The following is a 12622-nucleotide window of genomic DNA, read 5'->3' on the forward strand; positions in this document are numbered from 1 at the left end:
GATGAAAACTGCTCTCCGGAATCTGACTGCCGCCTGCCTGCTCGCCGCCGCGGGTGCGGCGCTTGCCGCTGCCACGCCCACGGGCGCCCCGGCGGCGAGCGCCGCGCCCGATGGCGCGCATCTGCCGCCCGGCATCGCATGGCAGCACGGCGACGTCGACGCCGCCTTCGCGCTGGCGAAGCGCACCGGCAAGCCGCTGCTGCTGTATTGGGGCGCGGTGTGGTGCCCGTCGTGCAACCAGGTGAAGTCGACGATCTTTAGCCAGCAGGCATTCAAGACCCGCTCGTCGTTCTTCGTGCCCGTGTATCTCGACGGCGATACCGAAAGCGCGCAGAAGCTCGGCGAGCGTTTCAAGGTGCACGGCTATCCGACGATGATCCTGTTCCGTCCCGACGGCACCGAAGTGACGCGGCTGCCAGGCGAGGCCGATCTCGATCGCTACATGCAGGCGCTGTCGCTCGGGATGACGGCCGCGCACCCGGTGCGTCAGACGCTCGCGACCGCGCTGAAGAACGGTGCATCGCTGACGCCGGACGAATGGCGCCTGCTGGCCGACTATTCGTGGGATACGGACGGTGCGCTGCCGGTGGCGGCCGATCGCGTCGCCGAGACGCTGCAGTCGCTCGCGCAACGCGCACGTGCGGCCGGCGCGAAGGGCGAATCGGCGCGCTTCGCGCTGAAGTCGGCCGTGGTCGCCGCGTCCGACGATCCGGCGCAGGCCGGTGCGCTCGACAAGGCGGCGCTTGCCGATTCGTTGCGCACGGTGCTGCAGGATCCTGTGTTGTCGCGCGCCGATTCGGATGTGCTGGTTGCGGCGCCCGCGCGCGTGGTCGCGTATCTCGGCAGCGACGACGCGCAGCGCGCGAAATTGCGCGGCGCATATGACACGGCCCTCGCGCGCCTGTCGACCGATACCACGCTGTCGTCGATCGACCGGCTGATGGCGCTGCACGGCCGCGTGCTGCTCGCGCGCGGCGATGCAGGCAAGGGCGCACCGCTGGCCGCGCCGGCGCTGGCGGACACGGCGCGCAAGCAGATCGCCGCGTCGGTGCAGGGCGCCGCGAATGCCTACGAGCGGCAGGCGCTCGTCAGCGAAGGCGCGGACACGCTGACCGACGCGGGGCTGTACGACGAGTCGGATGCGTTGCTGAAGACCGAGCTGACGCGGTCGTCCACGCCGTACTACTTCATGTCCGGGCTGGCTGCGAATGCGAAGGCGCGCGGCGACAAGGCCGCGGCGCTCGACTGGTACCGCAAGGCATATGACGCGGCGAGCGGGCCGGCGACGAAGCTGCGCTGGGGCGCGACCTACTTTGCGAATGCGGTCCAACTGGCGCCGGACGATTCGGCGCGCATCGAAGGGATTGCCGCGAGCGTGCTCGCGCAGGCCGACAAGACGCGGGACGCATTCTATGGCGCGAACCTGCGCGCGCTGACCAAGGTCGTCACGCAGTTGAACCGCTGGCGCGGCAGCGGTGCACACGATGCGTCGGTCAAATCGATCGCGAAGCAGTTCGACGGCATCTGTGGGAAACTGCCCGCCGGCGATCCGCAGGCAAGTGCCTGCGCGCGCTTGATCCAGCCGGTCAAGGCATAGCATCCGGTGGCGCCGCGTGGGCTTTCGGGATGCCTTCCGGCATTTTTCCCGATACCCACGAGGCCACCGACACCATGCCCCACCTGACGCTCGAATATTCCGCGAACCTCGACGGGTTCGACGCCGGCGCGACCCTGCGCGCGCTCAATGCCGCGCTTGCCGCGTCCGGCCGGTTCAATGAACTCGACATCAAGAGCCGCGCGCTGCGGTTCGATACGTTCGCAGTCGGCACGTCGCCGGCGCCGCGCGCGTTCGTTCACGCGAAGCTCGCGGTGCTGAGCGGCCGGACGACCGACGTCAAACGTGAAGTTTCGGAGCAGGTGCTGGCGGAACTGAAGCGGCACGTCGTTGCGCCGCCCGGCACGCACCTGCAACTGAGCGCGGAAATACTCGAACTGGAACGCGAGTCCTACGCGAAAGCGAGCATCGAGCCGCGCTGAGCCGGCGGTGCGGTGCGCGCTGCGCGGGCCGGGAACGAGGCGCTGATGCGCGCACGGCCGGCGGATTCGAAACCGGACTATTGCCCCGGCGAGTACGCGCCGCGGTTGCCGTAGCCGGCGCCTGCGGCCCGCGGCGCACCCTGCTGCCGCGCGATCTTCGCCTCGGCGGCCTGAATGCTGGCCGGGTAGAACCAGTCGCTCGGCTGGAAGCCGGCTTTTCTCAGTGCAACCACTTCGGCATGAACTTCGGCGCGTGTGAGCGGCCGGCTCGTTTGCGCCTGCGCGGCGATGGGCGCGGCGAAGGCGGCAGCGAGGGCGATGGTGCGGATGAGCGGGTTCATGAGCGGATACCTCCAGGTTTTCGACGGTGCCGATCGCATGCGGTGACCGTCGAAAGCAGTGTAGGCCGCGCCCGCCGCGCGAAAAATGCCGCTGCGACCAACGTAGTGTTCTGCTGCGGACAACAATGAGCGAGCCAGCGAGCGCGCCTGGGCGGCGTGCGGCAAAAGGGGGAGGCGTGGGGAAGAAGCCGGCCGCATCGACGCGGCCGGCGGGCGGCGGCCCGGGGACGGGCCGCTGCGGGGGTGTTACACGAGCCCCGTCGTGTAGTACACGGCGATCACGAAGAACACCGCGAGCGTCTTGATGATCGTGACCGCGAAGATGTCGCGATACGACTGGCGGTGCGTGAGGCCCGTGACCGCGAGCAGCGTGATCACCGCGCCGTTGTGCGGCAGCGTGTCCATGCCGCCGCTCGCCATTGCGACGACCCGGTGCAGCACGTCCATCGGGATGTTCGCGGCCTGCGCGCCCTTGATGAACAGGTCCGACATCGCGGCGAGCGCGATGCTCATGCCGCCCGACGCCGAGCCCGTGATGCCGGCGAGCGAACTGACCGACACGGCCGCGTTGACGAGCGGGTTCGGAATGCTCTTCAGCGCATCGCCGACGACGAGGAAGCCCGGCAGTGCGGCGATCACGCCGCCGAAGCCGTATTCGGACGCCGTGTTCATCGCGGCGAGCAGCGCGCCGCCCACCGCCGCCTTCGACCCGGCCGCGAAGTGTTCGCTGACACGCTTGAACGCGGTGGCGATGACGAGCAGGATGCCGAGCAGCAGCGCGGCCTCCACCGACCAGATCGCGACGACCGTCTTGATCGACGTCGTCACCGGCGTATGCACGCCCGGCAGCACGTCGGGCGCGACTGTGTACGACGCAGCGCCGTACCACGTCGGGATCAGCTTGGTGAGCGCGAAGTTCGACACACCGACGAGGATCAGCGGCAGGATCGCGAGGAACGGGCTCGGCAGCGATTCGGCCGTGACGCGTTCCGGCTCGTTGACGAGCGACGTGCCGTAGCCTTCACCCTTCGCCATCGCCGAACGGCGACGCCATTCGAGATACGTGAGGCCGACGACGATGATGAATAGCGAGCCGATCGTGCCGAGTACCGGCGCGGCCCAGGCGGTCGTCTTGAAGAACGTGGTCGGGATGATGTTCTGGATCTGCGGCGTGCCGGGCAGCGAATCCATCGTGAACGAGAACGCGCCGAGCGCGATCGCGCCGGGCATCAGCCGTTTCGGGATGTTGCTCTGGCGATAGAGTTCGGCCGCGAACGGATAGACCGCGAACACCACGACGAACAGCGACACGCCGCCATAGGTGAGCAGCGCGCACACCGCGACGATCACCGCATTCGCGCGCGAGCGGCCGATGTAGCGGATCGCCGCATGGACGATCGACTCGGAGAACCCGGAGAGTTCGATCACCTTGCCGAACACGGCGCCGAGCATGAACACCGGGAAATACAGTTTGACGAAGCCGACCATCTTCTCCATGAAGATGCCGGAGAAGACCGGTGCGACGGCGGCGGGTTCGGTCATCAGGACCGCGCCGAGCGCGGCGATCGGCGCGAACAGGATCACGCTATAGCCGCGATACGCGGCAAACATCAGGAACGCCAGCGCGGCGAGGACGATCACGAAAGACAAGGGAGTCTCCTAATGGCTTTGGTTGTTGTTGGTTCGCGCGACGCGCCGCGGACCGGCTCAGGTTCGTGCAGGTTTCGTGCCATCGGCCGGATTGCGCCGCCGGACATGGGTCCGCCGGAGACCGGCGGGCCCGCGCCGGTCGTTGTCTGACGATTCTACATAAAACGTCTCCATCCGGAGACGAAATGGCCGTCCGGCCAGCCCGTGGAATCGGGCAGGGCTTTCCCGGACAATGCATTGCGGCGTGTCTCCAGAATGAGATAATCCGTCTCGTTCCGGAGACAGCCGGCCCAGGATACACGGAGACGACGACACGATGATGAACGACTGGGCCCGCCTGCCCGTCAACTACGGCGACGTGCTGCGGCGCGCCGCCGAGTCGCTGTTCCGGACCTTCGAGGATTCGAGCGCGGGCACGGTGGTCGTCGATCGCGATGCGCGCGTCGTGTGGATGAACGAGCGGTACGCGGCGCGCTTCGGTTTCGCCGATCCGCAGCAGGCCGTCGGCCTCGACTGCGAGGCCGTGATCCCGAACAGCCTGATGCGCGAGGTCGTGTCGACCGGGCAGCCGATCCTGCTCGACATCATGGAGACGGGCCGCGAGCCGCTCGTCGTCACGCGCCTGCCGCTGAAGAACGAGGCCGGCGAGACGGTCGGCGCGATCGGCTTCGCGCTGTTCGACCAGTTGAAGACGCTCACGCCGATCTTTTCCCGCTACGCACAGCTTCAGCAGCAGCTGATCGCGACGCAGCGTTCGCTCGCGCAGGCGCGCCGCGCGAAATACACGTTCGCGAGCTTCGTCGGCACGAGCGCCGCGAGCCTCGAAACCAAGCGCCAGGCACGCCGCGCCGCACAGGTCGATTCGCCGGTGCTGCTGCTCGGCGAGACGGGCACCGGCAAGGAACTGCTTGCGCATGCGATTCACGCGGCGTCGGCGCGTGCGCTCCAGCCGCTCGTGACCGTCAACGTCGCCGCGATTCCCGACACGCTGCTCGAAACCGAATTCTTCGGCGCGGCGCCCGGCGCGTACACGGGCGCCGATCGCAAGGGGCGCATCGGCAAGTTCGAGCTGGCCGATCGCGGCACGCTGTTTCTCGACGAGATCGGCGACATGCCGCTGCCGCTGCAGGGCAAGCTGCTGCGCGTGCTGCAGGACAAGGAATTCGAGCCGGTCGGCTCGAACCGGATCGTGCGCGCGGATGTCCGGATCATCGCGGCCACGAGCGCCGACCTGCCGGCGCTGGTCGCGGCCGGGCGTTTTCGCGCGGATCTCTATTACCGGTTGAACGTGCTGACGATCCATGCGCCGCCGCTGCGCGAGCGCGCGTCCGACATCGCGGCGCTCGTCTACGCGACGCTCGAGGAGCTGGCCGCGCAGCACGGGCGCGCCGCCCATTGCGAGCTGACCGACGATGCGCTGCGGATGCTGTGTGGGTATCCGTGGCCGGGCAACGTGCGCGAGTTGCGCAACACGCTCGAACGCGCGCTGATGCTGTCGGACCGGTCGGTGATCGATGCGCGCGCGCTCGCGCCGTTCCTTGGGCCGGTGCGCGTATCGACGGACGGTGCCGCACCGGCGCAGCCGCCGGCCGTGCCACAGGTCGAACGGCGCGCGGGCGAGCGGCCTGCTGCGCCGGCCGCTTCGTATGCCGAGGCGTTGGCGGCGTGGGAGCGCCAGTTCCTGACCGATGCGCTGGCGGCCTGCGACGGGAAGGTGGTGGACGCGGCCGCGCGCATCGGGATCGGCCGCGCGACGCTGTACAAGAAACTGGCGGCGCTGGGCATCGACCGGTAAGCCAGACGGCCAAGCCAACGCGCTCGGACGTGAAGCATCGAACAGGAGATCACGATGAAACGGATCGGCATCGCACGGTGGCTGACCATGTTGCTGGCGACCTCTGCGTTCGCGCAGTCCGGCGACACCGATGCACCCGAGGCGCGGCGCAACTGGTACAACGATCCGTTCATCGCGCTGTCGCGGGACGTGGCCGAATGCCCGTTGCCGCTCGGCCCGTGGATGACCCGGGCCGAGATGACGGACGACGCGCATTACCGCGCCGAACGCGGCACCACCTGCTGGCTCGCGCATCGCTGCACGAAGCCGAATTCCTATATGTACGACGCACCGATCGCCGACGCCGTGAAGGCGCACTTCGCCGGCTCGGCTCGGCTGCATGGCACGAGCCTGTGGATCACCGTGCAGCGACGTTTCATCTACGTCGAAGGATGTGCGGATACGGCGTTCGATCAGCAGGCGTTGCAGCGCGAACTCGAGGCGCTTCCGGACGTCGAGCAGGTGTTCGTTCGCATCACCGACGATCCGCGCAAGCGCTTGCCGTACAAGGCGCGCGGGCAACCCGGCCGTACGCCGAACTGACGGCCGAAGGGCCGCGCATGGCATACTCGCGACATTCAAAAAAAGGTTGACGGGAACAACAATGAAACACATGCTTGCGTCGGTCTGTCGGTGGCCTCGGGCAGCCGTTGTCTTGGCTCTGGTTGCAGGGCTCGGCGGGTGTGGCGGCAGCGCGCCGCTGTTCACGTCGGACGGGCGTCCGACCACCCAGGTGCAATGCACCGGCAGCGACTGGAGCAATTGCACGGACAACGCCCGGGCGATCTGCAACGGCGATTTCGAAGTGCTTCAGCAATCGCGCGATGACGCCACGCGAAATCTTCTCTTCGCGTGCAAGAAGAAGAGCGGTTATTGATCCCGAGATAACCGGCTGTGGCGACCACGATCGGGCGAAGCGTTTTTCTGTTGGCTGAGAGTCATCTATTTTTCACGAATAACACTCACGGAGTCCCATCCATATGGCGACCTACAGGCAACTGAGCGCGCAGCTCGAACGGCTTCAGCAAAAGATCGACAAGGAGCGTGAAAAGGCGATTGCCGATGCGATTGCCGATATCCGCGCGAAAATCGAGGAATACGACATTACGCCGGAAGAGCTCGGGTTTCGTCCGGCAGGCGCGGCCGCTGGCGCAGCCAAGCCGAAGCGTGTGTCGCCGCCGAAATATTTGAACCCGAAGACGGGTGAAACCTGGAGTGGCCGCGGGCGCTCGCCGACGTGGCTCGGCAAGAATCGCGAGCGTTTCCTGATCAAGGACTGACTCCCGAAAAACCTCACCTTTCGCGTACTGACTGACGGTGCGAACGGCCATGCGGCCGTCGCACCGTTTTGTTTTCGTGCATGCCCGGCGCGATTCCCGATGGCGTATTGATCGGCGACGCCGCGCAATTAACGGATCACGTTTTGCGAATTCGCTGCGATTCGACGGGATATCGCGGCGAATTCCGGTAAACAGCCGTGCAATTGCGCAGCACATGCGCATTGGCCTGCGCCATTCTCGTGGTGCACGCGTGCGGCGAATTCCGATCACCTTTCGTGTGTTGGCGCGTGGCGCCGTGCAATTCCCGAAGAGTCTCACCATGGCTCCTGTAAATCCTCACCTTTGACGAAGCGGACGCAGCGTCGCGCTGCACGCCTGCACCGTGTGCGCCGGGCGAATGTGCTCGGCCGGCGCGTGGCGACGGCTTCCATGCTCGTGTTGCAGGCACCATGCTGCGAGCGTTGACGTGGGTCGAACAGTCGGCCGTTCGGCATATAGGCAGCCGCATGCGCTTCGCCTATGCTTGGGGTTCGCGTCGATCGGCGCATGGCCTGTCCGTGCCGCATGCCGATCGGGTCGTCTTTCGTTACCGCAGGGAGCCGATGTGACCGTTCGCCATCTCGATGCATTGTTCCAGCCCAAGTCCGTTGCGGTCGTCGGGGCGTCGTCGCGCGCGGGCAGTATCGGCGCGATGGTGTGGTCGCGCGTGCTCGACGGTGCATTCGAGGGGCCTGTGTGGCCCGTCAATCCGAAGTATCGTGACCTGCACGGGCATCCGGTCGTTGCCGATGTCGACCGGTTGCCCGCGCCGCCATCGGTGGCCGTGATCTGCACGCCGCCCGCAACCTGGGCCGGCATCGTGCGCAAGCTCGGCGAGCTCGGCACGCGCGTTGCGGTGATCGTCGGCGAGGCGCGCACCGATGCCGATCGTGCCGCGCTCGATCGCACGCTGAAGGCGGCGAAGCCGTTCGTGCTCCGTATCGTCGGGCCGGGCAGCCTCGGCGTGCTGTCGCCTGCACGGCATGCGCATTTCGGCGCGCCGGCCTATACGGCGCGATCGGGCGGCGTCGCGTGGGTGTCGCAATCGAATGCGCTGACGAACGCGGTGCTCGGCTGGGCCGATGCACGGGGCCTCGGCTTTTCACATGTCGTCGCGCTCGGCGCCGAGTCCGACGTCGACGCGGGCGACGTGCTCGACTATCTCGCGAGCGATCCCGGCACGCGCGCGATCCTGCTCGAACTCGATACCGTGCGCGCCGCGCGCAAGTTCATGTCGGCCGCGCGCGCGGCCGCACGCAACAAGCCGGTGCTCGCATTGCGCACCGGCCGCGCGGATCCCGGCGACGCGCTCTATACGGCGGCGTTCCAGCGCGCGGGGATGGTGCGTGTGGATGCGCTCGACGATCTGCTCGACGAGATCGAGACGCTCGGCGTCGGCCGCGTCACGGCGCGCGGCGCGGCCACGCTCGTGACAAGCGACGCGGGCGTCGCGAAACTCGCGGTCGATGCGGTGGCCGAGGTGCGCGACGTGCTGACCGACTGGTCGCCCGCGGCCACGTCGGCCGTGTCGGCGGCGCTGCCGCATCTCGCGTCACCAGGCAATCCGCTGACGCTGGGCGACGATGCGCGCCCCGAGCATTTTGCCGCGGCGGTCAAGGCGCTCGCGCCGTTCCCGCAAACGGGCACGCTGTTCGTCGTCCATTCGACTTCCCACAGCGCGCCGGCCGATGCGGTTGCGCACACGCTGATCGAATCACGGCAGTACGCGCATCGCGGCATCCTCGCGTGTTTCTTCGGCGCGGTCGACGCGGCGACGCGCGATGCGCTGCACGCGAACGGCATTCCCGTGCACACCACGCCGCAGCGGCTCGCGCGCGCGTATGCGCGTCTCGTCGACTACAACCTCGGGCGGCAACTGCTGATGCAAACGCCCGAGGGTACGCCGCTGCAGCCGGCCGAGTGCGTGGCATCCGCGCAGGCCGACGCGCGCCGGATGGTCGAAGCCGGCCAGCATGAACTGACCGGCGAAGCCGCGCTGCGCTGGCTGTCTCATTTTGGCCTGCAGGGCGAGCCGGCCGTCGAGCCGGCCGGAAAGAAAGTCGTCGATGTCACCGTCGACATGTACGACGATTCGAACTTCGGTCCGGTGTTTCGCTATGCCGTGCCGCCTGCAGACGGCGTATCGGCGCCGTTCGTCGTCTATGGCCTGCCGCCGCTGAACACCGTGCTTGCCCGCGCGGTGATGGAGCGCTCGCCGTATGCACGCAGCACGCCCATCGAGCCGACGCTCGACGCGTTGACGGCGCTGTCGCAGGTCGTCTGCGACGTGCGCGAAGTCGTTGCGATGTCGGTCACGCTGCGCGTGCTGTCCGACTGCGCGCACGTGATCGCGCCGCGCATCACGCTGGCCGCGGGGCGCAGCCGGCTCGCGATCATGCCGTATCCGCGCCACCTCGAGCAGACGCTCGAGTGGCGCGGCGAGACGGTGACGATCCGCCCGATCCGTCCGGAAGACGAGGCTGCGCACAACGAACTGCTCGGCGCGATGACGCCGGACGATCTGCGGATGCGTTTCTTCGGCGCGGTGCGCAGCTTCGATCATTCGCAGGTCGCGCGCATGACGCAGATCGACTACGACCGTGAGATGGCCTTCATCGTGTCGTTCACCGATGTGTCGGGGCGCGACCACACGCTCGCGGTGGTGCGCGCGGTGGCTGATCCCGACAACGAGACGGCGGAGTTCGCGATCGCGGTACGACCCGATCAGAAGGGCAAGGGGCTTGGACGGCTGATGATGACGCGCATCATCGACTACGCGCGCTCGCGCGGAACCGCCTGGATGATCGGCGAGGCGCTGCGCGAGAACTCGGCGATGATCTCGCTGGCGAAGGCGTGCGGGTTTGCCGTGTCGACGACGGAGGAGCCGGGCGTCGTCGGCTTCAGGATGAAGCTGCAGCCGTAGCGCCCGTCAGCTGCGCGACGCGAGGCGACGTTGCATGCAGTGGACGTCTCCGGCCTTCCGGCATGTTGCGGATTTCAATTCAGGAATACAGAGCATTGGAACCTCTCGCCTGAGGGAAGCAACCGCGAACGAGCCGGCGCCTGTTTGCAACGGAAATATCGACGCTGATTCGGCACCGCCAGAAGGGTGCTGCTTGCCGCGATATCCGTTCCGCGTCGCTGTTTTCCGCAAGGCGTCCGCACGCATTTACCGCCGTATTCCCCCTCGAAAATTCGAAGTTGCCCAAAAGGTGAGACTTTTCGGGAGCTGTCGGTGAGCTTCTCCGGGAAGCTTGGGGTGAGCCGATACGGGAGCGCTTGGTGAGTCGATACGGGGGCACTCGGTGAGCCTTCCCGGGAGTGGCCGGTGAGCGTATGCGGGAGGCGCCGGTGAGCCTTTCCGGGGCGCATCGGTGAGGGTCTGCGGGACGTATTGGTGAGGACATCCGGGAGCCCTGGGTGAGGGTCTTCAGGAGCCTGGGTGAGCTTTTTCGGGAGGGATAGGTGAGCGCTTGCGGGACGCAAAGGTGAGGCTTTTCGGGAGCGTCCGGATGCACGTCTTCCGCAAGCGCAACGCCGGCCTGGGCCGGCGTTATGCAGGGTGCGGGCACGCACGAACCGTGCCCGTGGCTACGTTCAGGCAGCGAGTTTCAACGCGGCGTCGTTCACCTGGTCGCGCGAAATCGCGAGTTCCTCGAGGTGCGGATCCGCGTAGACCGCGCCGGTTTCGCGCTCGAGGCGGGCGATCGTCAGTGCACAGCGTGCGGTGTCCTTCGGCATCGCGATGAAGCGCTTGACCGACTCGCCGGACGTGAATGCTTCGAACAGCGCGCTGCGCACGTCGTCCGGGAGCGTCTTGGTCCACTGGTACGGCTTGCCGTTGAACGTGATCGACGGCGGCAGCGTGCGTTCCTTCTTGGTCGCCGTGATGAGCCCGTAGGTGCGGGCCGCGTCGCCGATCTGCTCGGGCGAGAAGAGTTCGTCGGGCGTGATGTCGAACTGCTCGATGTAGCTCTCGATCGCCTGCATTGCAGCGGTACGATCGTCGCGCTTCTTCTGCGCGCGCGCGACGATATCGCGCAGCTCGTCCGCCTCTTCGGGCGTGATCGTGAAGCTTGCCTGCTTCTGCTGAAGTTCGGAGAAACGCTGGAATTCTTGATCGTTCAGAAGTTTGGCCATGACATCCATCGGACACGACGGCCGCGACAACCGGCCGCCGTAGTTTTTGAGAGGGCCGCTATTTTAGCGTAGCGTCGTGGGCGCACGATATGGCACCGTGCATCGCGCTCCGCAGAGGGGTTGCGCGCGACCGGGGGCGACGCGATTGCGCCGCCCCCGGTGCGCTCCGCCGAGCCTGCGCGTCAGCAGGACTCGTCGCGGCACATCGACAGATGGGCGGCCGTCTCGCGCAACCCTTCGACGACCGTGTCGACGGGCGGCGCCATATGCGCATCGATCCGGCGCATGTACGGGCAGGTCAGCACCGCGATCGCGTGGCCGGACGGCCCGAGGATCGGTGCGGTCAGGTCGGTCACGCCGTACGCCTGGCGGCTGTCCTGGCGCAGGTAGCCGTCGTGCCGGACGGACTGGCACGCATACGCGAGTTCCTGCTCGTTCAATGGCGCTTCGCCCTTGACCTTGCGGTGCTCGGCGAGCATGTGCGCGCGCTGCTCGGCACCCTGGAACGCCAGCATCACGCGCCCCGATGCCGTATCGGCGAGCCCGACACGCGAGCCGAGCCGCACCGACACGCCCCACGGGCCGGGCCCGTCGACCTGCGCGATCACGAGCAGGTTGCCGCGATCGTAGACGGACAGATGACACGATTGCTCGGAGGAGTCGGCGAAACGCTGCATCGGCGGCAACGCCTCGGCGATCAGCCGGCTCATCGGCGGATGGCGGTGCGCGAGCGAGAACAGCTTGAGGCTGAGCGTGTAGCGGTCGCCGCCGGTCGAGCGCATCACATAGCGGCGCGCGACGAGGCGTTCGAGCATCCGGTAGATCTCGCTCGCGTTGCGGCCGAGTTCCTTCGTGATTTCGGTGCGGGTGAGGCCTTCTTTCTGCTCCGACAGGAGTTCGAGAATGTCGAGACCCTTGTCGAGCGCGGGCGCGCGATAGCGGTCGATTGCGCCCATCGATTCCCGTGCGTCGCAGCCGGGAAGCAGGTCGTTGGTTGTTTGCATTGTCGGTGTGAAGTTGGGGGGATTACTGTCGATCGATTGGCGACGCACGCTGGCCGATTCTGCAACACGCTTGTGTCGAGCCCGCGTGTGGCGACGAACGCCATCCGTTTGAGCTTAACAACAAACATTTAGTGTGCAATGCAGCGTCTTTTTACCGATCGTTACCGAACAAGAACGGATCGATTCACTTTCAGGATGACAGGGAAGCCCCGAATACCCGGTATTCATGACAGGTGGCACCGGTTCAAGGTATTCGAAAGGAAATCGGACGTCGGCGCTGCCCGCGATGCTGCGCCG

At 66.9% G+C, this 12622-nt stretch carries 11 protein-coding genes; 7 read left to right on the plus strand and 4 right to left on the minus strand.

Annotation, left to right across the window (positions count from 1 at the left end):
- The first annotated feature begins 1 nt into the window (after window position 1).
- Both CFB82_RS18760 and CFB82_RS18765 read left to right on the plus strand, forming a co-directional pair.
- Window positions 2–1597, plus strand: a complete 1596-nt coding sequence (locus CFB82_RS18760) for a thioredoxin family protein (protein WP_089484798.1) — start codon at window positions 2–4, stop codon at window positions 1595–1597.
- 74 nt (window positions 1598–1671) lie between these two features.
- On the plus strand, window positions 1672–2037 hold the full coding sequence (locus tag CFB82_RS18765) for a 5-carboxymethyl-2-hydroxymuconate Delta-isomerase (RefSeq protein WP_089484799.1): 366 nt from the start codon (window positions 1672–1674) through the stop codon (window positions 2035–2037).
- Window positions 2038–2114: 77 nt separating this feature from the next.
- Here CFB82_RS18765 and CFB82_RS18770 read toward each other — a convergent pair whose 3' ends face one another.
- Both CFB82_RS18770 and CFB82_RS18775 read right to left on the minus strand, forming a co-directional pair.
- The gene (locus CFB82_RS18770) at window positions 2115–2378 is read right to left on the minus strand and encodes a DUF4148 domain-containing protein (protein ID WP_089484800.1); all 264 of its coding nucleotides are present in this window, start codon (window positions 2376–2378) and stop codon (window positions 2115–2117) included.
- Window positions 2379–2624: 246 nt separating this feature from the next.
- A complete protein-coding gene (locus CFB82_RS18775; protein ID WP_069252711.1) occupies window positions 2625–4028 on the minus strand; it encodes a GntP family permease in 1404 nt (467 codons plus the stop codon).
- 316 nt (window positions 4029–4344) lie between these two features.
- Here CFB82_RS18775 and CFB82_RS18780 point away from each other — a divergent pair, with 316 nt between their 5' ends.
- The 5 genes from CFB82_RS18780 to CFB82_RS18800 all read left to right on the plus strand — a co-directional run bounded on the left by CFB82_RS18780 (window position 4345) and on the right by CFB82_RS18800 (window position 10104).
- Entirely contained in the window at window positions 4345–5823 is a 1479-nt protein-coding gene (locus CFB82_RS18780; protein WP_089484801.1) for a sigma-54 interaction domain-containing protein, read from the plus strand.
- A 54-nt stretch (window positions 5824–5877) separates the two neighbouring features.
- Window positions 5878–6405: a BON domain-containing protein gene (locus CFB82_RS18785; RefSeq protein WP_089484802.1), complete on the plus strand. Its 528-nt coding sequence runs from the start codon at window positions 5878–5880 to the stop codon at window positions 6403–6405.
- Window positions 6406–6466: 61 nt separating this feature from the next.
- Window positions 6467–6739: a hypothetical protein gene (locus CFB82_RS18790; RefSeq protein ID WP_089448620.1), complete on the plus strand. Its 273-nt coding sequence runs from the start codon at window positions 6467–6469 to the stop codon at window positions 6737–6739.
- A 103-nt stretch (window positions 6740–6842) separates the two neighbouring features.
- Entirely contained in the window at window positions 6843–7142 is a 300-nt protein-coding gene (locus CFB82_RS18795) for an H-NS histone family protein (protein WP_069252708.1), read from the plus strand.
- A gap of 604 nt (window positions 7143–7746) precedes the next feature.
- Window positions 7747–10104: a GNAT family N-acetyltransferase gene (locus CFB82_RS18800; protein WP_089484803.1), complete on the plus strand. Its 2358-nt coding sequence runs from the start codon at window positions 7747–7749 to the stop codon at window positions 10102–10104.
- Window positions 10105–10778: 674 nt separating this feature from the next.
- Here CFB82_RS18800 and CFB82_RS18805 read toward each other — a convergent pair.
- On the minus strand, window positions 10779–11330 hold the full coding sequence (locus tag CFB82_RS18805; RefSeq protein WP_069252706.1) for a hypothetical protein: 552 nt from the start codon (window positions 11328–11330) through the stop codon (window positions 10779–10781).
- 173 nt (window positions 11331–11503) lie between these two features.
- Complete coding sequence (locus tag CFB82_RS18810; protein WP_089484804.1) at window positions 11504–12325, minus strand: IclR family transcriptional regulator; 822 nt, start codon at window positions 12323–12325, stop codon at window positions 11504–11506.
- Window positions 12326–12622 lie beyond the last annotated feature (297 nt).

The organism is Burkholderia sp. HI2714 (genome assembly GCF_002223085.1).
GTDB lineage: Bacteria > Pseudomonadota > Gammaproteobacteria > Burkholderiales > Burkholderiaceae > Burkholderia > Burkholderia lata_D.

Excerpts from the sequence above, each read along its gene's own strand:
- CFB82_RS18760 (WP_089484798.1), top strand. The coding sequence starts at position 2 with ATGAAAACTGCTCTCCGGAATCTGACTGCCGCCTGCCTGCTCGCCGCC.
- CFB82_RS18765 (WP_089484799.1), top strand. The coding sequence starts at position 1,672 with ATGCCCCACCTGACGCTCGAATATTCCGCGAACCTCGACGGGTTCGAC.
- CFB82_RS18770 (WP_089484800.1), bottom strand. The coding sequence starts at position 2,378 with ATGAACCCGCTCATCCGCACCATCGCCCTCGCTGCCGCCTTCGCCGCG.
- CFB82_RS18780 (WP_089484801.1), top strand. The coding sequence starts at position 4,345 with ATGATGAACGACTGGGCCCGCCTGCCCGTCAACTACGGCGACGTGCTG.
- CFB82_RS18785 (WP_089484802.1), top strand. The coding sequence starts at position 5,878 with ATGAAACGGATCGGCATCGCACGGTGGCTGACCATGTTGCTGGCGACC.
- CFB82_RS18790 (WP_089448620.1), top strand. The coding sequence starts at position 6,467 with ATGAAACACATGCTTGCGTCGGTCTGTCGGTGGCCTCGGGCAGCCGTT.
- CFB82_RS18795 (WP_069252708.1), top strand. The coding sequence starts at position 6,843 with ATGGCGACCTACAGGCAACTGAGCGCGCAGCTCGAACGGCTTCAGCAA.
- CFB82_RS18805 (WP_069252706.1), bottom strand. The coding sequence starts at position 11,330 with ATGGATGTCATGGCCAAACTTCTGAACGATCAAGAATTCCAGCGTTTC.
- CFB82_RS18810 (WP_089484804.1), bottom strand. The coding sequence starts at position 12,325 with ATGCAAACAACCAACGACCTGCTTCCCGGCTGCGACGCACGGGAATCG.